The organism is Paenarthrobacter sp. NPDC089714, assembly GCF_044748905.1.
Lineage (GTDB): Bacteria > Actinomycetota > Actinomycetes > Actinomycetales > Micrococcaceae > Arthrobacter.
The window spans coordinates 285,824-307,143 of the sequence record NZ_JBIVGX010000004.1; the positions used below are offsets into that span (position 1 = coordinate 285,824).

Below are 21,320 nucleotides of genomic sequence, written 5' to 3' on the forward strand. Positions count from 1 at the left end.
CAGCCACCCGCGCGGGTGGCTGCCTCATTTGTTGATGCCGATGCTACGCGCGCCGCAAGCGCTGGCAGCTCCAGCGGCCCATCCGGCGACGGAAGGCAGCCGTCCGGCTGCTGCTGCAATAGCGGCCGTGCCAGCCGATGTGCGTGGTGGTCCGAGGCATGCGCGTGCTCATTTCAGCGCCTCCTTTGCAAGGTCCAGCAAGCCGTCCACATTCAGGGTGGGCTCACTGGTTGCCGGGGCGCTGCTTGCTTTTGGGCTGTTGCTCGGCCTCGGCTTCGACGTCTCGGTGGGGGTGGGCGTCGGCGTCGGGGTGACCGTCGGAGTAGTGGTGGGGGTCGGCGTTGGTGCCGTGACGGTGTCCGACGGCGGAGCGGGCTGGCTCGGGACCGGCGAGGTTACGCCGGGCACCGGGACAACAGCCGAAGGTGCAGCCGACGGTACCCACTGTGGGGCTGCCAGCGAAACCTGGGGAGCAGCCGCGGACGACGCCGGCGCGGCGGCAGGTGCCTCGGCTGCGGGTTGTGCCGGGTCGGCTGAGGGCTGCCCGGCTTCCGCTGTGGCGGCCGCGGACGTTGAGGATGCCGTGGTGTAGGAGGGCGTGGGTCCAGGGGAGGCCTTGGTGGCTGCCCGGCCGCTGTCATCTGTGCCCTTGGAACCGCTGGCTTCCTGGGACTGGTTGTCCTGCCCGAAGATCGGCAGATCCAGGGCCTGGCTGACCGTGCCAACCGTGAGGACCAGGCCTAGGGCTCCGGCGACTACTGCCATGCGCTGGCCCATTGTCTTCACCGAAGCGGCCTTGGTCAGGACGGCATGCGGTTCCCGGGTGAAGGACGATGCCCCGAACGAACCGAAGGCCGACTTGCTTGCCGTGACCGACTTGCCGGTGCCAGCCGACGAGGCCGCGCCGGCTGATGTGGCCCTGTCCGGGAAGGTGGTTGCCCGGCGCGGCTGTGAGTCGTCAGCTGCACTGGCTGCAGCAGCCTGCCGGCTCGCCAAGCCCGCGGAGGCCGTTGCGGCAGCGGCAATCTGCGCCGCAGTCTTCGGCTGAGTACTGGGTGCAGGCTGGGCTTGGGAAGTGCCGATCACCGGCGCCGCTACCGTCGGAATGGCCGCCGTCGCGGGTTCGGGCTCGCCGGGCTGCACGACGGGGATAGCGGCCGTCGCGGGAGCGGCCTGCACCGCCGGAATAGCCGTCGTTGCGGGAGCAGCTTCGGCTTCAGAAGCAGGCTCGGCAGCCTGTACCACCGGAATGGCGGCCGTCGCAGGAGCAGCTTCCTCGTCGGAGGCAGGCTCGGCCGGCTTTACCACGGGGATCGCAGACGTCGGCGGCCCGGGTGTGGTCGACGCGGTCCGCGGAGCATCGTCCGCGATCGTGCTTGGTTCCTGGGCTGAGGCAGGAGCCGCAGCATCGTCGGAGGCGGGAGCTTCCGGCGCAATGACAGCCTGGGCGGCCGCCTCGCGCTCGGCCGCGCGTCGCTCCGCGCGCGTCATGGGCGCGGTGGGCGCAGGCGGGGTGGGATTGACAGCAGTGGCGGGTGCCGCCGTCGTGCTTTCAACGCTGGTGGGGGACTGTCCGCTGGGTTGGGCCCGACGGCGTCCGGATGGCTTGGTGCGCTCGATGGCCTCCTGGGCACGGCGCGGCTGATCCATGGTTGGGGACATGGGTGATTGCCTCTCAACGCCTGCGAGGTTAGCTGTCGGGTTCGGACGAGGCCGTCCGGCCGCACGTGGCGGCTTCACCCCAAGGGCCTGCGGAATTCAGGCCCGGGAACTCTGGGTCCCCCGTCTCTGCCGCGGATCTGGCGGATTCCGGGATGCGGCAGAGCTCGGCGTCAGCCCGGAAGCGGCCCAGCGGAGATCAGGGTCGCCCTTCGACCGTACAGGAGCAGGGAAGTAAAGTCACATTAATGTAACGGACGGAACGTCCAAGGTTTCGAGGTGGCCTTATCGCCTACCCTTGGGCGCTGGAGCCGGAGACGGCAATTCATGCTGGACCTTTTGTATCTGGTGCGCCTGGTGGGTTTCGGGACGGTAGATCTCGTCCACGATGCCGAGGACGCCTGCCAGGGCCGCGCGTTTCACCGGGCGCTTAGTGCCCCTGCGCCGCGTCCAGATCCAAAGGAGCGCAACGAGAGCGGGTCCGCAGAGAACGGCAGCCAACACGGCCAACAAATCCATGGATCAACACTAGCTTTGAGCATGTACTGGCCGGTAGACATGATCTATGGACCTGCCTGTGATGCCGCCCGTTTCGCCCATGCTCGCCAAGTCCGTGCCCACCATCCCCGATGTGGGGCACTACGAACCCAAGTGGGATGGCTTCCGGACCATCGTTTTCAAGGATGGGGACGAGATCGTCCTCGGCAGCCGCAACGAGAAGCCCATGACCCGCTACTTCCCCGAACTCGTGGACGCGCTCCAGAAGAACCTTCCGGAGAAATGCGTGATCGATGGTGAGATTATCCTCATTTCCGGCAACCGTCTGGACTTCGATGGCCTGCAGCAGCGCATCCACCCCGCCGACAGCCGCGTCCGGATGCTCGCAGAGAAGACGCCGTCCTCGTTGGTAGCGTTCGACCTGCTCGCCCTGGGGGATGACGACCTGACGGGACAGCCCTTCGCCGAGCGCAGGGCCGCACTGGAAGAGGCGCTCGCCGACGCCGAACCGCCCGTGTACGTCACGCCCGCGGTCACCGACCTTGATCGTGCCAAGGAATGGTTCGTGCAACTTGAGGGAGCAGGGCTCGACGGCGTGCTGTCCAAACCGCTCGACGGCACCTACCAGCCGAACAAGCGGGTGATGTTCAAGACGAAGCATGAACGGACGGCAGACTGCGTGGTGGCCGGATTCCGCTGGCACAAAACGGCGAAGGTTGTGGGGTCCATGTTGCTGGGGCTCTATGACGACTCGGGCCGCCTGCACCATGTGGGCGTCGTGGCGTCGTTCCCCATGGCCAAGCGGGAAGCCCTGGTGGCGGAGTTAGAGCCGTACCAGGTGGAGTTCGCCGAGCATCCGTGGGGCGAATGGGCCAACCAGGAGTCCGCCGGGGGATCCAGGATGCCCGGTGGCCAAAGCCGGTGGAGTGCCGGTAAGGACTTCTCCTTTGTGCCGCTGCGCCCCGAACTCGTGATCGAGGTGGCGTACGACTACATGGAGGGCGACCGTTTCAGGCACACCACCCAATTCCGTCGGTGGCGGCCGGACCGGACCCCTGACAGCTGCACCTACTCGCAGCTGGAAGAACCCGCAGACTACGATCTGGGCGAGATCCTGCGGCTGAAATAACGCCAATCGCCGCCAAGCCGCTGTCTCGACGTTGCCCAATAAAGGAACAGCTGCCTGGCGACTGATGTGGGAGCGGTTACTCCTGGTGGCCTTGGTCGCCGCTCATGCTGCCTTCTCCGGGAGGGGTTTCTCCCGGAGGTACTCCGCCGCCCGGCTCCAGTCCGGTGATGTTGCCGTCTTCCGGATCCGGATTCGAGGAGGCTGCGGGGTCTTGGTCTTCGTCCTTACGCATATCAGGATCCTCGTGGATGCTGTCCGGTTCAGCGGCGCCGGAAACGCCGAACGTTTGGGGGTCGTCTTCGGGGTCGTAGCTCGTCATAGCCAAACCTCTTCTTCAGTAACCTTATTATTTGCTTTGCCCTGTCAGCCTAGCCTCGGGACCGGCGCCCAACAAGGGCAGCCCGGCGCCACGGTCAGCAGGCCGTTCCCCGCGCTCAAAGTCTTTCCCGTTGAGTGAGAGGCCTGTGGAAAAGATGGTTTTTGCAGAGTTCTGTTTCGGCCGCTTACCTGGAATGGGCGTACAAAAAACCCCGGCCGCATCATGGCTCATGTCCAGAGAGGCGGGTCCGGGGACTTCATCTGCAGTCTAGCAAGGAGCGCCGAGTACTGACCAATGCCCAAACTTGGTCCAACGGCGCCCACAGCCGCGCCCTCGACGAGGCCATCACCCCAGTCCGCACGGCAACGTACATGGCCGCTGCCTCTTACGATCACTCGCTGGCGAGACAGCTCTATATTTGGGATCGTGACGTTTCGGCAGCCCTTTTGGCCGACATCGCAATCGTGGAAGTTGCCGTGAGGAACGCTATGGCCAAGCAACTGGAGCTTGCCTACGGGGGTTTCTGGTACACGGCAGATATTGGGCTGGATGGCCCGAGCCGGAACAAGTTGGCCGAGGCCTGGTCGAAATTGCCGCCGGGGCGGCGCACTTCCGGCCACCTCATAGCAGGCTTGATGTTTGGCTTCTGGAAGGGACTCTTGGAACCGGGGGGATATGTGGGGCGGGAACCACAGCGATTTCGGGCTTCGCATGAGCTTCTTTGGAATAGCTGCCTCAACAGGGCATTTCGAGGTGGAAGATCAGTGGCTTCGGCCGACGGCGTGAAATTCACAAGGACCTGGACATTGGGAGTCGTCACGATCGTCCATGCCGCACGAAACAGGGCCGCCCACCATGAGCCATTTGTGGCTGGCTTTCCGCTCCCCGGTCAGCAGCATCGGCTCACCGTGCAGCAGGCCCACGAGGCTTGCCTGAAGCTGGCTCGGATGTTGGACCGGAACCTCGCCGGATGGCTCGAATCAACCACTCGAGTTCCTGGAACCCTCGCCGCGCGTCCAGGCTAGGTCGCAGCGCCTTACCCCCGCGCCCGCTGCAGGAAAACGTCCGCGCCCGGGCCTGTCAGTTCATTGCCTGCAATGGCGCGCCCGGAGACGGCGAGGAGCAGCGAAATGGCGGGTCCCTGCACTTCCGGGCCCTCGCCGCGCGCGTAGCTGGTATCCGTGGCAACGAGGCGCCATCCTGCTCCGAGCTCCTTGCCGCCGCCCATCTTGGTGGTGGTCTTCAGTTGGTAGTCCAACGCTGTGGCCACATGCTCGGCAGGATAACTGTGGCTGATCGACAGCGGGCGGCGGATGTCCTCGCCATGCACGAACGCTTCCACCAACCGGGTGGCCAGCGAAGCCGGCGGTCCGGAGGTCCTGGCGGCAACGGCATGGAAGGACTTCAGGGTATGGCGTGGATCGGACGCCCGTTCCCGCTCTACTCCTACGGCATTGTCCTGGTCGAAGTCGAAGCGGGCGGCCATCATCCGGCGGGCGAACCCCAGGCGAGTGGTCTTGGCGGAGTCGATCAGGTGTGCCAGCACATCATGGACGCTCCAGCCTGGACATAGGGATTCAGCGTTCCAGAGCGGACCGTGCAATGGCTCCAGGTCCTTGATGAGGGCGCGTCGTTCCTCATGCACCACCGGCCAAACCACGGAGCGGGACCTCGAAGCCATATGGCTATTCAAACAGCAAGCGCCGGTTTTTTCCCTGTTTGGACGCCTTGCCTTGGCCGCCGAGGGTCAGTCGCGCGTGGCGTCGTCCGATTCGGCGGGGTCTCCCGCGGGGCGCGAAGCGTCAGGTGCGCTGCCGGCGTTCGCTGCCTCCCGGCGTCGGGCAATCCGTGATTCGGTCCACATGGCCACCGCCACGAATACGACGCAGGCGAACATGAAGGTGGCCACGAAGTTCAATCCCATAGCGGAACCCAAGGGTGCGGCAAGTGCCATTGCGGCCATCCCGGCCACGATATGCCACCCTTTGAAATTGCCCACCAAACAAGCGTAACCCCGGTGTTTGCGGGTGCTGGCCCGTTGGCTTGGATCGTTGCTTGATCCTTATCACTCCGACATCTGCCGGACGCATTTCAACTGGCGTCGGCGTCGGCCCCCGTGCCGTCTCCAGCCGCGGATTCTTCTTGTTTCCGCTTCTGGGACTCCAGCCACGCGATGATCGACGCCTGCCGGATCCGGCGGTGGGTTCCCCGGTATTCCACAGGAATTTCGCCGCGGTCGGTCATGTTGCGGAGATAGGTGTGCGAAATGCCCGCGAGTTCGGCGGCCTGCGACGTGGTCAGCATTTCTTCCACGCTGCTGACGGTCACTGCTTCGCCGCGGCCCAGCCGGGCCAGAAGGTCTACGACGGCGTCCCTCGCCTGGTCTGGCAGGCGGTGGACGGTGCCGTCGACGAACACCGTGATGTCGTTGCTGTCCTGGAGTGATCGTGCCAGGTTCCGGGCGTCGTCGGCGGGCAGGCCGGCCGTGACGCGGGGAGCTATCAATGCCATGGCAGAAGCCTAGCGCGGGCAGGCCTACCGCGACGGCAGCCCCCGGCGCTCGAGCACACCGCGGATCCGGTCGCGGCCGTGAAGGCTTAGCCGGCTTCGTACCCGCTGCACTACGGCGTCGATCCACCCCCGGGGCTCGCCCTCGGCCTGGTAATAGGCTTGGAGCGTGGCATCGTACTCCGCCAACGCCTCGGTGCCTGGAACTGCGTAGCGCTCACGGTGCCGGACCACGCTTTGCGGAAGCCGGGGCTTGATGCTGCCCGCAGCATCAGGACGCGGCCGGCCGATCGCCAGTCCCACTACCGGGAACGCGCCGTCAGGCAGTTCGAGCAGCTCAGACAGTTCTTCAACGTGGTTCCGCACAGCGCCGACGTAAACGGTCCCGAGCCCCAATGATTCGGCAGCAATAACCGTGTTCTGGGCAGCAAGCGCGGCATCGACCACGGAGACCAAGGTGCTGTCGATGAACTCCACGCCTTCGGTGGGCTCGCCCCGGTGTTCAGCGATGAGCCGGTTCCGCGACCAGTCAGCCACGAAGACCAGGAAGACCGGCGCCTCTCGGATGAAGTCCTGGTCTCCGGCCAACGCTGCTACGGTATCCTTGTGCCCCGGATCGCGGACTTCGACGACGCTCCACGTCTGCAGGTTGGACGAGGTAGCGGCTGATTGCCCGGCAGCGATGAGAGACGTGAGGGTCGCCTCGTCCAGCGGCGTGGGTTCGAATTGCCTGATTGAACGGTGGTTGTAAAGGAGCTCAAGCGTTTGGTTTACGGGCCCGAGCAGTCCGGGAAGGTTCCCTCCGTAGCGGGCTGCGACCAAGTCGGTAGGATCGGCGGGGGCGTGCGCCAGTGAGGTCATGCGGTTCTCCAATGCTGTGGGTTTACCAGGGCAAACCAGCACAGCAGGCAGAACCTTCCTCGATGACGAAGGAAGAACCCGCGTGAACCTGTATGGCGCCAACGGGCGGTTCGGCGAAACCTACTCCGCGTCCAAATCCGTCTCCAGCAGTTTCACCAGGGCGTCCAGCGCCTCATCGGCTCCTTCGCCCTCGGCCCGCAGCACAACAACGTCCCCCTTCGCGGCGCCGAGCGTCATGAGCGAGAGGATGCTGGCGGCGTCGAGCGCTTCATCCGCCGGCTCGCCCTGCATGGCGATGGTGACATCCACCGACTGTTCACCGGCGGCTTCGGCGAAAAGCGCTGCGGGGCGGGCGTGCAGTCCGGACTTGCTGGCAATGGTGGCAGTGCGTTCGGGCATGGGTTTCTCCTTGCGGTTGGTTTTGCGAAACTTACAGGCCGAGCTCTTCGAGCACGGGGAGCTTGGCACGGACCCAGTCGCGGGCCTCGGTTGCGCTGGGTGCGGAGAGAGCCAGGCGCGCGAGTTCCTGCGCCTGTTCCAGCGTGACCGTCTTGAGCACGGTTCCGACGGCGGCCAGGGACCGCGCGGTCATGGACAGTGTGGTGACACCCAACCCGGCAAGCACGACGGCGAGGGCCGGGTCAGCGGCTGCCTCGCCACAGACGCCCACGGGTTTGCCGGTGCCCTCCCGGCCGGACGCCTCAAGGGCGGAGCCTTCCACCGTCAGTTGCACGAGCCGCAGGACGGCCGGCTGCCAGGGTGTGTTCAGTTCGGCGAGGGGTCCGAGCTGGCGGTCGGCGGCCATGGCGTACTGGGTGAGGTCGTTGGTGCCCAGCGAGGCGAAGCCGACTTCCCGGAGTACCGTGGCGGCAGTCAGTGCGGCGGAGGGAACTTCCACCATGACGCCGGGGGTCTTGAGCCCGGCGGCCGCGCAGAGCGAGGCGAAGCGGCCGGCTTCGGCGGCCGTGGAGATCATGGGTGCCATGACCCACACGTCGGCTTCGGACTCAGAGGCAGCGCGGGCGATCGCCTCGAGCTGGCGCTCCAGCACGCCGGGCGTGGTGAAGTCGGTGCGGTAGCCGCGGACACCCAGCGCAGGGTTGGGCTCGGTGGCATCCGTGAGGAAGGGCAGGGGCTTGTCGGCGCCGGCGTCCAGGGTGCGCAGGACCACCTTCTTGCCCGGGAAGGCATCGAATACGGCCTTGTAGGCTGCGGCTTGTTCGTCCACGGAAGGTTCGGTATCGCGTTCCAGGAAGCAGAATTCGGTGCGGAACAGGCCCACACCCTGCGCGCCGAGGCCTGCGGCGGCCACGGCGTCTTTGGCACCTCCGACGTTGGCGAGGAGCGGCACCAGGTGACCGTCCGCCGTCGTGCCGTTTCCGTCGAAGGAGGCGAGTGTTGCGGATGTTTCGGCCCATGCTGTCGCGGCAGCGCGCTGCTCTTCGGATGGTTCAACTGCCACGAAGCCGGCGGCACCATCCACGAAGACTTCGGAGCCATCGGCCACGGAGTCAACGCCGTGCGCGGCAACCACAGCCGGCAAGCCCAGTGAGCGGGCGATGATCGCGGTGTGCGACTGGGGGCCACCGCCGGAGGTGACGAGGGCCAGCACCTTGGCGGGGTCCAGGGTGGCGGTATCGGCGGGGGCGAGGTCCTCGGCCACCAGGATGAAGGGAGTGTCGGAGGAGGGGATGCCGGGGGCGGCGACGCCGCGGAGTTCGGCGACGATGCGGGCGCGGACGTCCAGGACGTCGGTGGCGCGCTCGGCCATATAGCCGCCCAGGTTGTGCAGCATTTCCGAAACGGACGCACCGGCTTCCCAGATGGCGCGCTCAGGGGACGAGCCACCGTTGATCAGCTTGGTGGCCGACTTCAGCAGCATGGTGTCCTTGGCCATGAGGGCCGTGGCTTCGAGGACTGCCTTGCCGTCGCCGGTGGCGATGTCCGCGCGGCCCTTCAGTTCGTCATGGACGGACTGCGCGGCGGCTTTAAGGCCCGCGACGGCGTCTTCCGGGCTGGTGTCCGCGGCGAGCCGTTCGCCCGACGGCGGTTCGCTCACCGGCTTGGGCATCTGACGGACGGAACCGATGATGCGTCCAGGGCTTACCCCTACTCCTTGGAAATTCTGCACTGAATCCTCTGTTCCCTGCTTGTTGGATCGGACCCACCGGCAACGGCACCTTGGGCCTGTGGAAATAGCCTACAAAATTCTGTTGTGAGCCACTTCATATAGCAACGCTATAGGTGCTAGGGTAGCGGTTATGAGTTTCGATGACCAGCTTCCGCCGAAAATTCGGTTGCTTCGCGCAGCTGCCGAATTGCTGGCGAATTCGGAGGGGTCAGCGGTCTCAACGCGCCAGATCACCAAGCTTGCGGGGGTTACGGCGCCTACGCTCTACCACCACTTTGGCGACAAGGAAGGCCTGTTCGATGCCGTCGTTTCGGCCGGCTTTGAAGAGTACGTGGCAGGGGAGCGCGATTTTGCACCGTCCGGGGAACCCTTGGAGGACGTGCGGCGGATGTGGGACAACCACGTCCAGTTCGGCCTCACCCAGCCCCATCTGTACCTGGTGATGTTCGGCAATATCCGTCCGGAGAGCCGCCCAGCCATCGTGGCCGATGCTGAAGCACTCCTCGAGGAAATGCTGAACAAGGCCGCCATCGCAGGTCAGATCAATGTGCCGCCCCGCGAGGCGGCACGCAGTATCCTCGCGGCCAACGTGGGCGTCACGCTCATGCTTATCGCCGAACCGGTGGAAGACCGGAACCTGGAGCTCTCAACCATGACCCGGGATTCCATGATTTTCGCCGTCTCCACGGACACAGCCCGTGGCGCCGCAGCGGAGGACTCCGGTAAGTCCTCCGTGGTTGTTGCGGCAATCGCCCTGAACGCGGCACTGCAGGCCTCGCATTCAGACCAACTGTCCAGCTCTGAACTGAAGCTCTTCCTTGAGTGGCTTCACCGCATTTCCAGCAGCTCCTAAAGCTGTCCTCTCTCGATCTATATCGACTGACCCCGCGCCGCCGCGGGACACACGTTAGGAATTCACATGGCAACAGAGACCGTTGCGAAGCCCCGCACCAGCCTGCGCGTTGGCGTCCAAAAGTTCGGAACCTTCCTGTCCGGCATGATCATGCCCAACATCGGAGCCTTCATCGCCTGGGGCCTGATTACGGCCCTCTTCATTGAGAAGGGCTACATCCCCGTGCCCCAGCTCGGTGGCTTCGGCACCAACGCCGAGGGTGTTGCCAATGTGGGCCTGGTTGGCCCGATGATCACGTACCTGCTGCCGCTGCTGATCGCGTACACCGGCGGCAAGATGGTCTACGACGTCCGTGGCGGCGTGGTGGGTGCCATCGGAACCATGGGTGTGATCGTCGGGGCCGGTATTCCGATGTTCATCGGCGCCATGATCATGGGGCCGCTGGGTGGCTGGACCATCAAGCAACTCGACCGCCTGTGGGACGGCAAGATCCGCCCGGGCTTCGAGATGCTGGTCAACAACTTCTCCGCCGGTATCTGGGGAGCGGCCCTGGCCCTGCTCGGGTTCTACGGCATTTCGCCGCTGGTCTCCGGATTCAGCAAGGGCGCCGGCAACGTGGTCCAGTTCCTGGTGGACAACGGCCTCCTGCCCCTGACCAGCATTTTCATCGAGCCCGCCAAGGTCTTGTTCCTCAACAACGCCATCAACCACGGCGTGCTGACCCCGCTCGGCGTCCAGCAGTCCCTGGAGCAGGGCAAATCCATCCTGTTCCTGCTCGAAGCCAACCCCGGCCCTGGCTTGGGCATCCTGCTGGCCTACATGTTCTTTGGCCGCGGTGCAGCCCGGGCTTCGGCTCCGGGTGCCGCCATCATCCACTTCCTCGGCGGTATCCACGAGATCTACTTCCCGTACGTCCTGATGAAGCCGATCCTGATCCTCGCAGCCATCGGTGGCGGCATGACCGGTATTGCAACCCTGGCCTTGACCAACTCCGGCCTGGTGGCTCCGGCTGCCCCGGGTTCCATCATCGCCGTCATTGCCCAGACCGCCCGCGACAGCTACTTCGGCGTGATCCTGGCTGTGGTCCTGGCCACCACGGTCTCGTTCCTGATCGCCTCCCTGATCCTGCGTACGTCCAAGAACAAGGGCGAGGATGACCTCTCAGCAGCAACGTCCCGCATGGAAGCCATGAAGGGCAAGAAGAGCTCCGTTTCCTCGGCCCTGGTTGGCGAGAGCGGCGGCCGCAGCGACGTAGCCGTGCTCACCCGCCCCGTCCAGAACATCGTGTTCGCCTGCGACGCCGGCATGGGTTCCAGCGCCATGGGAGCCTCGGTATTGCGCAACAAGATCAAGGCAGCGGGCTTCCCGGACGTCAAGGTCACCAACTCGGCCATCGCCAACCTGAGCGATACCTACGACGTTGTGGTCACGCACCAGGACCTCACCGAACGTGCCCAGCCGAAGACCTCCAGCGCAGTGCATTACTCCGTGGACAACTTCATGAACAGCCCCAAGTACGACGAAATCGTGGAGCTCGTGAAGACCAGCAACACCGACGGACCCGCAGCCGCACACCCAAGCAGCGCTGCCGAAGCGGAAGCAGCCCCCAGCCACGGTGCGCATGCCGCTGAGCCGGGTGCCGCCGTCGGAGGCAAGGGCGTGCTCTTGGCCGAGAGCGTCACCCTGAACGGCACTGCCCGTGACCGCGATTCCGCGATCGACGAGGCCGGCCAGCTCCTGCTGGACCGTGGCGCCGTGGACGTCAGCTATGTCCACGCCATGCACGAACGCGAAGAATCCGTGTCCACGTACATGGGCAGCTTCCTGGCCATCCCGCACGGTACCAACGACGCCAAGGACCACATCAAGCACTCGGCCGTTTCGATCGTCCGTTACCCGGAAGGCATCGACTGGGGCGGCAAGCAAGTGAAGTTCGTGGTCGGTGTTGCCGGCATCAACAATGAGCACCTCCACATCCTGTCCTCCATCGCGAAGATCTTCACCAACAAGGCCCAGGTCGCCCAGTTGGAGGAGGCCACCACGGTTGAGGAAGTCCTGGAGCTGTTCGGAAAGGTCAACGCATAGTGAAGGCAGTCCATTTTGGGGCGGGCAATATTGGACGAGGATTTGTGGGGCTGCTGCTGCACGAGGCCGGCTATGAGGTGGTGTTCGCGGATGTCGCAGACGCCCTGATCAGCCAGCTGGCCTCGGCGGACAGCTACCAGGTGCACGAGGTTGGCGAGAACGCCGCGGTGAAGACCGTGGACGGCTTCCGTGCGCTGAACTCGAGCACCGAGGAAGCAGCCGTCGTGGAGGAAATCTCGACGGCGGATGTGGTCACCACGGCGGTGGGGCCGCACATCCTGAAGTTCGTGGCCCCCGTGATCGCCCGCGGGCTGGCCGCACGGCCCGCGGACCTGCCTCCCCTCCAGGTGATGGCATGCGAGAACGCCATCAATGCCACGGACCTCCTGCACGTGGAGGTCCGGGCGGCCTGGGACGATTCCGCGGGGGACTTGGACTCCGTGGCCGTTTTCGCCAACACTGCCGTGGACAGGATCGTTCCCAACCAGGATCCGGGCCAGGGACTGGACGTCACGGTGGAGACCTTCTACGAATGGGTCATCGACCGGACGCCCTTCGGCGCCAACCCGCCCGTCATCCCGGGCGCGACGTTCGTTGATGAGCTGGGACCGTACATCGAGCGCAAGCTCTTCACGGTGAACACGGGCCACGCCTCCGCGGCCTACTTCGGCTACCAAGCTGGGCTGGAAAAGATCTCCGACGCCATGGCCGATCCGTCCGTCGCCGCGAAGGTCCGGGCTGTCCTGGAAGAAACAAAGGAACTGCTGGTGGCGAAGCACGGCTTCGTCGAGGCCGAGCAGGAAGCGTACGTGCAGAAGATCCTGTCCCGCTTCACCAACCCGCACCTGCCGGACACGGTGGTTCGCGTTGGCCGTGCTCCTTTGCGGAAACTGGGCCGGCACGAGCGCTTCATCGGTCCCGCTGCGGAGCTCGCCGAGCGGGGCGTGACTCCTTCGGCACTGCTTGAGGCCATGTCCGCGGCCCTCCGTTTCGACGATGGGTCCGATGACGAGGCCGTGGAGCTCGCCAACCTCCTTGCGGAACTGGACGCGGCCGCCGTCGTCGAACGGGTCACGGAACTGACGCCGTCGCACCCGCTGTTCGCGGCAGTCCAGAAACTGGTGGAGGACCGCAAGGCGGAGCTCTAACGCTCTCTCACCTTCCGCCCGTTTTTCCTGGACGCTCTCTCACCGACCCTCCCGATCTGGGGGACGCTCTCTCACCGAAGCGCAAGAAAGCCCGACGTCGGCACTCAACATGAGTGCCGACGTCGGGCTTTTCTGCGTTGTGGACTTAGCGCGCTGCCGCGGTTTCGCGCTGCGCCATTGCCTTCCATTCGGCCACGCGGGCCTGGTGGAGGGGCGAGCGGCGGACCATGGCGTAGGCAATACCGAGGATCGCGAACCAAGCGGGGGTCACCAGCAGGGCAGTCAGCGTGTCAGGCTGCGTGGTCAGCGCCCAAACCAGGAAAGCGAAGAAGGCGAAGACCACCCAGACCATCACCACGCCGCCAGGCATCTTGAACGGCGAGGCCGCATGCTGCTCGGGGCGGCGCTTGCGGTACACGAGGTAGCTGGCCAGGATGATCGACCAAACGAACATGAAGCAGACGGCGGACACAGTGGTCACCATGTCGAAGGCTGCTCCCACGTCCTTGCCCAAGTAGAGAAGCGCGACGCCGGAGAGCAGCAGGACGCAGGAGAGGAACAACGCGTTCTGGGGTACCTTACGGCTGGAGAGCCTGCCGAAGACCTTGGGGGCGTCGCCGTCGTTCGCGAGGCCGAAGACCATGCGGGACGTGGAGTAGATGCCGGAGTTGGCCGAGGACATTGCGGAGGTGAGCACCACCAGGTTCACCACCGTGGCAGCCATGCCAAGGCCCGCAAGGGAGAACATGGCGATGAACGGGCTGTGCCCGGCCTTGAACTCCGTCCAGGGGGTAACGGACATCAGGATGATGAGGGCGCCGACGTAGAAGAGCATGACGCGCAGTGGGATGGCGTTGATGGCGCGGGGAAGGTTGTGCTCGGGGTTCTTTGTCTCGGCTGCGGCCGTGCCCACCAGTTCAATGCCCACGAACGCGAAGACAGCAATCTGGAAGCCGGCAACGAAGCCCATGAATTCCTTGGGGAAGAACCCGCCGTGGCTCCAGAGGTTGGTGAAGCTGGCCGTGCCGGCGGGGGACTGGAAACCGGTGAAGATCAGGACCAGGCCAACCACGATCAGTGCAACGATGGCCACGATCTTGATGAGGGCGAACCAGAACTCGGTCTCACCGAACGCCTTCACCGTGGGCAGGTTCAGCAACAAGAGGATGGCAATGGTCGCGAACCCGGGGATCATCAGGGGAATGCCTGGCCAGAGTTCGTTCGCGTAACCGGCAATCGCGATGACGTCTGCAACGCCCGTGACAACCCAGCAGAACCAATAGGTCCAGCCGGTGAAGAAGCCGGCCCACGGTCCCAAGAGGTCGCCGGCGAAGTCGCTGAAGGACTTGTAGTTCAGGTTGGACAGCAGGAGTTGCCCCATGGCCCGCATGACGAAAAAGAGCATGAAGCCGATGATCATGTAAACGAAGATCACCGAGGGACCGGCCACCGAGATGGTCTTGCCGGAGCCCATGAACAGCCCGGTGCCGATCGCACCGCCGATGGCCAGGAGTTGGATATGGCGGTTGCTGAGCGAGCGTGACAGATGGGGCTCGGCGTCCCTGCTGGAGGCAGCGCGCTGCCCGGTTGTTGTCTGGTCGGACATGAGTGTTCAAGAACCCTTCGGCAGAACCGTCAAAATGGTGACGGCCGTTACAAATTTGGTTCTGTAAAGCTATAACTTATGTCTGACAAATGGCGAATCGGTCTGCATGGCGAAAGCTCCCGCTGTGGACAGGGGAGCTTAGGCCGTTGGTTCCTTTGTTTCACTTCCGGAGATCAGGAGATCTTGCGCCGGTACACCCTTGCCGCGAACGCGTAGGCCAACACCAGGATCCCCAGGCACCAGGCGAGGGCTACCCAGATGTCCGTTCCCACGGGTCGCAGCGCGAAGATGTTCTGGATGGTGTTGACGATTGACGTGACCGGTTGGTTCTCGGCGAACGAGCGCACCGGGCCCGGCATGGTGTCCGTGGGAACGAACGCCGAGCTGATGAACGGCAGGAAGATCAGCGGGTAGGAGAACCCGCCAGCGCCATCAAAGGACTTGGCAGTCAGTCCCGCGATGATGGCGATCCAGGTCAACGCCAGGGTGAAGAGTGCCAGTATTCCGGCCACGGCCAGCCAATCCAGCACACTTGCCGAGGTCCGGAAGCCCATGAGCAGGGCAACGCCCACGATGATCACCAAGGACAACCCGTTGGCCACGAGCGACGTCAGCACGTGGGCCCACAGGACGGAAGACCGCGCGATCGGCATGGACTGGAGCCGCTCGAAGATGCCGCCCTGCATGTCCGAAAACAGCCGGACGGCGGTGTAGGCGATCCCCGAGGCGATGGCGATCAACATGATGCCTGGCAGGAGGTAGTTGACGTAGTTTTCCGTGCCGGTCCTGATCGCACCACCGAAGACGTAGACGAACAGCAGCATCAGGGCGATCGGTGTGATGGCGGTGGTGATGATGGTGTCCACGCTCCGGAAGATGTGGCGCATCGAGCGACCGGTCAGGACGGAGGTATCTGCGAGGAAGTGCGTGCTCATGACCGTTCCTTTGCTGTTTCGTGGCTTTCCGCGACGCCGCTGGTTCCCACCAGTGCCAGGAAGATCTCTTCCAGCGTGGGCTGCTTCTCGACGTACTCCACCGTGGCCGGTGGCAGGAGCTGCTTCAGCTCCGCGAGGGTTCCGTTGGCAATGATGCGCCCTTGGTGAAGGATGGCGATCCGGTCCGCAAGGTGCTCGGCCTCGTCCAAGTACTGAGTGGTCAGCAGGACCGTGGTTCCTTGCCTGGCGAGGTTCTTGACGATCTGCCACACGTCAAGGCGCGCCTCCGGGTCGAGACCCGTGGTGGGTTCGTCCAGGAAGATCACCTTGGGGCTGCCAATCAGGCTCATGGCGATGTCCAGCCGGCGACGCATGCCGCCGGAGTACGTGGCCACTTTTCGGCTCCCGGCTTCCGTGAGGTTGAACTGCTCCAGCAGCCCATCGGCCACTTGCCCGGGGTCCTTGAGGTGCCGCAGCTTGGCCACGAGCACCAGGTTCTCCTTTCCGGAGAGGATCTCGTCCACGGCGGCGAACTGTCCGGTGAGGCTGATGGACTCGCGCACCTTGAGCGGTTCGGCCGCGACGTCGAAACCTTCGACGGCGGCAGCCCCGGCATCCGCTGTGAGGAGCGTTGACAGGATCTTGACCATGGTGGTCTTGCCGGCGCCGTTGGATCCCAACAGGGCGAAGATGCTGCCCGGGGCCACCTCGAAGTCCACTCCCTGCAGCACATGCAGGTCCTTGTAGGATTTCTCGATTCCCTGCACGCGGATGGCCGGTGATGCCTGGACTGCGGTAGTCATGACTCCTTCTCCTTCGCCTTGTCGACGGCTTTGATGAGGCGGTCGCGTTCCTTGTCGATCCATCGCTTCCCGCCGTAGGCCTGGGCGAACGCTTCTGCGAATTCGATGGGGTCTTCTCCCACGATGTCGCTCACCGGGGTACCGTCGATCGCGGCGCGTTCCCAGAGGTCAGCGAGGTCGACGAACATCTGCACCATGGTGTCGCCTTCGGTCACGCCGCCGTAGTACATGAGGTACCGGTTAAAGGCTGTGGCTACGGTGACATATGGCTCCGGAAGGGCTTCCAGCCGGGCCCTGGCCTGCTTGAACTGCTTCTTCTGTTCGAGTGATCCGGTGACCAGTTCGATCCATTTTGCTGCCATGTCAGTTTCCTTCCTTGCGGAGTTCTTCGAGCCGTTCGGACAAGAAGCTCCAGGTGTTCCAAAAATCGTCCAGTTCGTTTTCGCCCTTGGCGTTGAGCGTGTAGACCTTGCGCGGCGGGCCCTTTTCGGAGGGACGTTTCTCGACGTCCACCAGGCCCTTCTGCTCGATCCTGACCAGCAGGGCGTAGACCGTGCCTTCAGCGATCTCGGTGAATCCCTGCGCCCGGAGGAGCGTGGTGATTTCGTATCCGTACGCCGGTTTCCCGGTCAGGAGGGCCAGGACAATGCCCTCCAGTGTCCCCTTGAGCATCTCCGTCATTTGCTTGCCCATCGGACACCTCCTCACTACTCGGTATTACTGACTACCACTACATAGTAGAACTGAGTACCGGTACTTAGCAATACTGAGTTGCAACTTAAATGGCATGCTGGGGAAATGACCACCAACCCTGCCGCCGTGCCCGCTTTGATGACTGCCGCCGTCGACTCCGGAACCTTCACGCTTCGCCGCGCAGCCAAAGGTGACCTGCCCGCCATCCTGCGCCTCCTTGCGGACGACCAGTTGGGTGCCAGTCGCGAGAATGCCGACGACCTGGCGCCATATGTGGCCGCCTTTGACGCGATCGACGCCGATCCGGCCCACCTGCTGGTGGTGGGGGAGTTGTCAGGCGAGGTAGTGGCCACCTTCCAGCTCAGCTATCTCCCCGGCCTGTCCCGCAAAGGTTCCTGGCGCTCGCAGATCGAGGCCGTGAGGGTTTCCGGCGAACTGCGCGGGCAAGGGGTTGGCGCGCTGATGATCCAGTGGGCCATCGACCAAGCCCGCGAGCGTGGCTGCGCCCTGGTCCAGCTCACCACTGATAAATCCCGCACGGCCGCGCACCGCTTCTACGAACGGCTCGGGTTTGTCTCGAGCCATGAGGGCATGAAGCTCACCCTCTGAACCCAACTGAGTCGCAGTTGTGCGCGTTTTGACCGCTGAAAACGCGCACTAATGCGATCCAGATGGGTGCGCTGGAACTTGACTATTAGGTACCCTAACTATTAGGCTACCTAAATATGACGAAAGCATTTGATCCCCGGCTTCTCGATCTCGCGCAGGACTTCCGCGAAGCCCTGCGTTTGGGCGTGTACATGTTCCGCCGCCTGGACCCTGAGGGCGAACTCACTGCGGCCCAGCTCAGCTTGCTGTCAATGATTTCCGACGGCGGGCTCCGCGTCGGGGACATCGCCCGGAACCTGGGGATCAAGGTACCGAGCGCAACGGAACAGATCATCAAGCTTGAGCGCGGCGGCCTCGTCAACCGCCAACCGGACCCGCACGACTCACGTGCCGTTCAGGTGGTCACCACAAAAGCCGGGCTTGCCGCCGTCGAATCCGCCAACCACCGGCGGAACGCCATGGTCGCCGAACTGTTGCAAGAGCTCACCTCCGACGAAATCGAACAGCTCACCGCGGCACTCCCCGTGATCACCAAGCTCAACAACTCATTCCAGAATTAGTCCGATAGGAGCACAACCGCATGTCACGCCAACTGGCTGACGCAACAAGCGCCGAAAACACCCTGGAAGCCGAGAAGGTTTCCTTCCTCAAGCAGCCCAAAGCCGTGTGGGCCACCGCCCTCGCCGCCGTGTTCGCGTTCATGGGCATCGGCCTGGTGGACCCCATCCTGCCCGCCATCGCCAAGAACCTGCAGGCTTCCACCAGCGAGGTCTCGTTGCTCTTCACCAGCTACTTCCTGGTGACGGCCATCGCGATGTTGATCAGCGGATTCGTGTCCTCGCGCATCGGTGGCAAGAAGACCCTGCTGATCGGGCTCGCCGTGATCGTAGTGTTTGCGTCGTTGTCCGGGCTCTCCGGCAGTGTTGAGCAGTTGGTGGGGTTCCGCGCCGGTTGGGGACTGGGTAACGCCCTGTTCGTCGCTACAGCGTTGGCCGTTATTGTCGGTGTGGCCAGCGGTGGCACCGGGACGGCGATCATTCTCTATGAAGCCGCCCTTGGCCTCGGTATCTCCCTGGGCCCGTTGCTCGGCGCACTCCTGGGTGGCTGGCAGTGGCGCGCTCCGTTCTTCGGAACTGCCGTTCTCATGGCTGCGGCCTTCATTGCCCTGCTTGCGCTGCTCCCCAAGACTCCTGCCCCGGCGAAGAAATCCCGGCTGAGGGATCCGCTTTTGGCACTCGGGCACAAGGGCCTCAGCACCACGGCTGCCAGCGCACTCTTCTACAACTACGGCTTCTTCACCATCTTGGCCTTCACGCCCTTCATCCTGGGCATGGACGCCTATGGAATCGGCGGAGTGTTTTTCGGCTGGGGCGTGGCTGTCGCCGTGTTCTCGGTCTTCGTCGCGCCGGTGCTGCAGAAGCGATTCGGCGCCGTCAAGGTCCTGACCGGCACGCTGTTCGTCCTCATGCTCGACCTGATCGGGCTGGGACTGGCCGCGGGGCACTCGGTGCCTGCCGTCGTCGTGCTTGTCATCGTGGCGGGTGCCCTGCTGGGCATCAACAATACGATCTACACCGAACTGGCCATGGGCGTCTCCGATTCACCGCGCCCCGTTGCGTCGGCCGGCTACAACTTTGTCCGCTGGATGGGTGGCGCGCTGGCGCCGTTCGCCGCGGCCCAGCTTGGCGAGCACTTCGGCCCGCAGGTTCCGTTCTTCGCAGGTGCCGTGGCCATGATCATTGCGATCCTGGTGGCCTTCGGCGGGCGCAGCTACCTGAAGTCGCACGAACCGCACCTGGTGTAGCCCAACTGGGTAGCAGTAGAGCGCGTTTTGAGCCGTCAAAACGCGCTCTACTGCTACTTACTTGGGTTCCTCGCCGGTGGGCAGCGGCGAGACCGGCGCACCCTTCGGGACGAACAAGGTTTCGGCCTGTTCCAGGGACATGCCGTTGGTCTCCGGCACCTTGAACATGACAAAGAAGAACGACGCCGCCGCGAAAGCCGCGTACATGGCGTACGTCAGCGGCAGCGAACCTGCGGCCATGATCGGGAAACTGAGCGTGATGGCAAAGTTGGCGATCCACTGCGCGGCAGCGGCCACGCCCAGTGCGCGGGCCCGGATCCGGGACGGGAAGATCTCGCCCAGCAGGACCCAGACCAGCGGGCCCCACGAGGCGCCGAAGCTGATCACGAAGACGTTGGCCGCGATCAGGGCTGCCGGTCCCCATCCGCCGGGAAGGGTGATGTCCGTACCCGAGCCGGTGGCCGAGGAGAACGCCACGGCCATGACGCCCAGGGAGACTGCCATGCCAATGGATCCGGTGAGCAGGATCGGACGGCGGCCCACGCGGTCCACGAGCGCAATGGCAACGAGCGTCACAAGGATGTTGGTCACCGAGGTGGCCACGGAGATGGTGAGTGAATCCTTCTCCTGGAAGCCCACGGCCTTCCAAAGTGTGGTGGAGTAGTAGAAGATCACGTTGATGCCCACGAATTGCTGCAGTACGGACAGGATGATGCCGATCCACAGCACGGGCTGCAGGCCGAACGCCTTGCCGCGCAGGGAGCCTTTCTTGCTGGACAGTTCGTCCTCGTGGATAGATTCCTTGATCTCGCGGATGTGCCGGTCGATGTCGTCGTTCGGCATGATGGCCTTGAAGACGGTCATGGCTTGCTCATCTTTGCCGTTGAGCACCAGGAAGCGCGGGGACTCCGGCAACCTGAAGGCAATCAATCCGTACACCGCGGCCGGAACGGCGCAAGCGATGAACATCCAACGCCACGCCTCGATCCCGAACCAGAAAATGTTTCCGGCGCTGCCTGCCGAGTTGGCCAGCAGGGCGTCGGACAAGAGTGCGGCGAAGATGCCGGTGGTGATCGCCAGCTGCTGCAGGGATGCCAGCCGGCCACGGACATGGCGGGGCGAGATCTCCGAGATGTAGGCCGGGGCAATCACGGACGCCAGGCCGATACCGAGTCCGCCCACCAGGCGCCAGAAGATCAGGTCCCACACTCCGAAGGCCAAGCCGGTGCCAATGGAACTCACCAGGAAGAGAAGTGCACCAATCTTCATGGCAGGAATACGGCCGTAGCGGTCAGCGACCTTGCCTGCGAGGTAGGCGCCCAGCGCACAACCGAGCAAGGCGATGGCCACGGCGAAGCCGGTGACGGCCTCGCTCAGCAGGAATTCATCCTTCATGGCATCCACGGCGCCGTTGACCACGGAGGAGTCGAAGCCGAAGAGGAAGCCACCTACCGCTCCCGCAACAGCCAGTCCCACCACTTTTCGGGAGACTGGGGGCACGCCTTCGGTGCTTGAGCTGGACATGGTTCTCCCTTGCGGCAGTGGAATGGGTTTCACAGTGCGGGACGTCGTCGGCCGGCCCGACGGGTCGCCGGTGCACGCGCGCTACACAGTGTGGCACGTCATATCGGGCAACTTCCAGTCATGGGCACGGACATGACATGCATTCACTTTCTGAA

23 protein-coding genes and 1 riboswitch are annotated in these 21,320 nt (G+C 64.2%); of the genes, 7 read left to right on the forward strand and 16 right to left on the reverse strand.

Features of this window, described 5'->3' with window-relative positions:
• Positions 1-43: 43 nt before the first annotated feature.
• From ACIPY3_RS10120 to ACIPY3_RS10130, 3 genes are all read right to left on the reverse strand, one after another.
• Positions 44-172: a hypothetical protein gene (locus ACIPY3_RS10120; RefSeq protein ID WP_400333368.1), complete on the reverse strand. Its 129-nt coding sequence runs from the start codon at positions 170-172 to the stop codon at positions 44-46.
• Entirely contained in the window at positions 169-1,662 is a 1,494-nt protein-coding gene (locus tag ACIPY3_RS10125) for a hypothetical protein (RefSeq protein ID WP_400333370.1), read from the reverse strand. The genes ACIPY3_RS10120 and ACIPY3_RS10125 overlap by 4 nt, the downstream gene beginning before the upstream one ends.
• A 3-nt stretch (positions 1,663-1,665) precedes the next feature.
• Positions 1,666-1,815, reverse strand: a riboswitch (cyclic di-AMP (ydaO/yuaA leader).
• Positions 1,816-1,944: 129 nt separating this feature from the next.
• Positions 1,945-2,178, reverse strand: coding sequence for a hypothetical protein (locus ACIPY3_RS10130; RefSeq protein WP_400333373.1), 234 nt, complete (start codon positions 2,176-2,178; stop codon positions 1,945-1,947).
• A 46-nt stretch (positions 2,179-2,224) separates the two neighbouring features.
• Between ACIPY3_RS10130 and ACIPY3_RS10135 the strand changes: the two genes are divergently transcribed.
• On the forward strand, positions 2,225-3,286 hold the full coding sequence (locus ACIPY3_RS10135; protein ID WP_400333375.1) for an ATP-dependent DNA ligase: 1,062 nt from the start codon (positions 2,225-2,227) through the stop codon (positions 3,284-3,286).
• 76 nt (positions 3,287-3,362) lie between these two features.
• On the opposite strand, the gene ACIPY3_RS10140 is transcribed toward ACIPY3_RS10135, so the two are convergent.
• From ACIPY3_RS10140 to ptsP, 7 genes are all read right to left on the reverse strand, one after another.
• On the reverse strand, positions 3,363-3,605 hold the full coding sequence (locus ACIPY3_RS10140) for a DUF6480 family protein (RefSeq protein ID WP_400333378.1): 243 nt from the start codon (positions 3,603-3,605) through the stop codon (positions 3,363-3,365).
• A gap of 1,036 nt (positions 3,606-4,641) precedes the next feature.
• Entirely contained in the window at positions 4,642-5,286 is a 645-nt protein-coding gene (locus ACIPY3_RS10145) for a maleylpyruvate isomerase family mycothiol-dependent enzyme (protein ID WP_400333380.1), read from the reverse strand.
• Between the two features lie 66 nt (positions 5,287-5,352).
• Positions 5,353-5,604, reverse strand: coding sequence for a hypothetical protein (locus ACIPY3_RS10150; RefSeq protein ID WP_387435469.1), 252 nt, complete (start codon positions 5,602-5,604; stop codon positions 5,353-5,355).
• A gap of 92 nt (positions 5,605-5,696) precedes the next feature.
• Positions 5,697-6,116 carry a helix-turn-helix domain-containing protein gene (locus tag ACIPY3_RS10155; RefSeq protein ID WP_400333383.1) on the reverse strand — a complete coding sequence of 140 codons (420 nt, stop codon included), beginning with the start codon at positions 6,114-6,116 and terminating at the stop codon, positions 5,697-5,699.
• 24 nt (positions 6,117-6,140) lie between these two features.
• Positions 6,141-6,974: an NADPH-dependent oxidoreductase gene (locus ACIPY3_RS10160; protein WP_400333385.1), complete on the reverse strand. Its 834-nt coding sequence runs from the start codon at positions 6,972-6,974 to the stop codon at positions 6,141-6,143.
• A 120-nt stretch (positions 6,975-7,094) separates the two neighbouring features.
• The gene (locus tag ACIPY3_RS10165) at positions 7,095-7,373 is read right to left on the reverse strand and encodes an HPr family phosphocarrier protein (RefSeq protein WP_400333388.1); all 279 of its coding nucleotides are present in this window, start codon (positions 7,371-7,373) and stop codon (positions 7,095-7,097) included.
• A gap of 31 nt (positions 7,374-7,404) precedes the next feature.
• A complete protein-coding gene (gene ptsP / locus ACIPY3_RS10170; RefSeq protein WP_400333391.1) occupies positions 7,405-9,105 on the reverse strand; it encodes a phosphoenolpyruvate--protein phosphotransferase in 1,701 nt (566 codons plus the stop codon).
• Positions 9,106-9,235: 130 nt separating this feature from the next.
• On the opposite strand from ptsP, the gene ACIPY3_RS10175 reads away from it, so the two are divergent.
• The 3 genes from ACIPY3_RS10175 (at position 9,236) to ACIPY3_RS10185 (ending at position 13,191) form a co-directional block, all read left to right on the forward strand.
• The gene (locus ACIPY3_RS10175) at positions 9,236-9,958 is read left to right on the forward strand and encodes a TetR/AcrR family transcriptional regulator (protein WP_144662142.1); all 723 of its coding nucleotides are present in this window, start codon (positions 9,236-9,238) and stop codon (positions 9,956-9,958) included.
• A 66-nt stretch (positions 9,959-10,024) separates the two neighbouring features.
• Entirely contained in the window at positions 10,025-12,043 is a 2,019-nt protein-coding gene (locus tag ACIPY3_RS10180) for a PTS mannitol transporter subunit IICBA (protein WP_400333394.1), read from the forward strand.
• Positions 12,043-13,191 (forward strand): mannitol-1-phosphate 5-dehydrogenase, encoded by a 1,149-nt coding sequence (locus tag ACIPY3_RS10185; protein WP_400333397.1) that lies wholly within the window; start codon positions 12,043-12,045, stop codon positions 13,189-13,191. The genes ACIPY3_RS10180 and ACIPY3_RS10185 overlap by 1 nt, the downstream gene beginning before the upstream one ends.
• 145 nt (positions 13,192-13,336) lie before the next feature.
• On the opposite strand, the gene cycA is transcribed toward ACIPY3_RS10185, so the two are convergent.
• The 5 genes from cycA to ACIPY3_RS10210 form a co-directional block, all read right to left on the reverse strand.
• Positions 13,337-14,797 carry a D-serine/D-alanine/glycine transporter gene (gene cycA / locus ACIPY3_RS10190; protein ID WP_400333400.1) on the reverse strand — a complete coding sequence of 487 codons (1,461 nt, stop codon included), beginning with the start codon at positions 14,795-14,797 and terminating at the stop codon, positions 13,337-13,339.
• 173 nt (positions 14,798-14,970) lie between these two features.
• Positions 14,971-15,732 (reverse strand): ABC transporter permease, encoded by a 762-nt coding sequence (locus tag ACIPY3_RS10195; protein WP_400333403.1) that lies wholly within the window; start codon positions 15,730-15,732, stop codon positions 14,971-14,973.
• On the reverse strand, positions 15,729-16,535 hold the full coding sequence (locus ACIPY3_RS10200) for an ABC transporter ATP-binding protein (RefSeq protein ID WP_400333406.1): 807 nt from the start codon (positions 16,533-16,535) through the stop codon (positions 15,729-15,731). Before ACIPY3_RS10200 ends, ACIPY3_RS10195 begins: the two co-directional genes overlap by 4 nt.
• Positions 16,532-16,897, reverse strand: coding sequence for a DUF1048 domain-containing protein (locus ACIPY3_RS10205; protein WP_400333408.1), 366 nt, complete (start codon positions 16,895-16,897; stop codon positions 16,532-16,534). The genes ACIPY3_RS10200 and ACIPY3_RS10205 overlap by 4 nt, the downstream gene beginning before the upstream one ends.
• A 1-nt stretch (position 16,898) precedes the next feature.
• Positions 16,899-17,228: a PadR family transcriptional regulator gene (locus ACIPY3_RS10210; RefSeq protein ID WP_400333410.1), complete on the reverse strand. Its 330-nt coding sequence runs from the start codon at positions 17,226-17,228 to the stop codon at positions 16,899-16,901.
• Between the two features lie 105 nt (positions 17,229-17,333).
• Between ACIPY3_RS10210 and ACIPY3_RS10215 the strand changes: the two genes are divergently transcribed.
• The 3 genes from ACIPY3_RS10215 (at position 17,334) to ACIPY3_RS10225 (ending at position 19,641) form a co-directional block, all read left to right on the forward strand.
• Positions 17,334-17,837, forward strand: coding sequence for a GNAT family N-acetyltransferase (locus ACIPY3_RS10215; RefSeq protein ID WP_400333413.1), 504 nt, complete (start codon positions 17,334-17,336; stop codon positions 17,835-17,837).
• A 116-nt stretch (positions 17,838-17,953) separates the two neighbouring features.
• Positions 17,954-18,397: a MarR family winged helix-turn-helix transcriptional regulator gene (locus tag ACIPY3_RS10220; protein WP_400333416.1), complete on the forward strand. Its 444-nt coding sequence runs from the start codon at positions 17,954-17,956 to the stop codon at positions 18,395-18,397.
• A 20-nt stretch (positions 18,398-18,417) separates the two neighbouring features.
• Positions 18,418-19,641, forward strand: coding sequence for an MFS transporter (locus ACIPY3_RS10225; RefSeq protein WP_400333418.1), 1,224 nt, complete (start codon positions 18,418-18,420; stop codon positions 19,639-19,641).
• Positions 19,642-19,698: 57 nt separating this feature from the next.
• On the opposite strand, the gene ACIPY3_RS10230 is transcribed toward ACIPY3_RS10225, so the two are convergent.
• Positions 19,699-21,165, reverse strand: coding sequence for a sugar porter family MFS transporter (locus ACIPY3_RS10230; RefSeq protein WP_400333421.1), 1,467 nt, complete (start codon positions 21,163-21,165; stop codon positions 19,699-19,701).
• Positions 21,166-21,320: the final 155 nt, after the last annotated feature.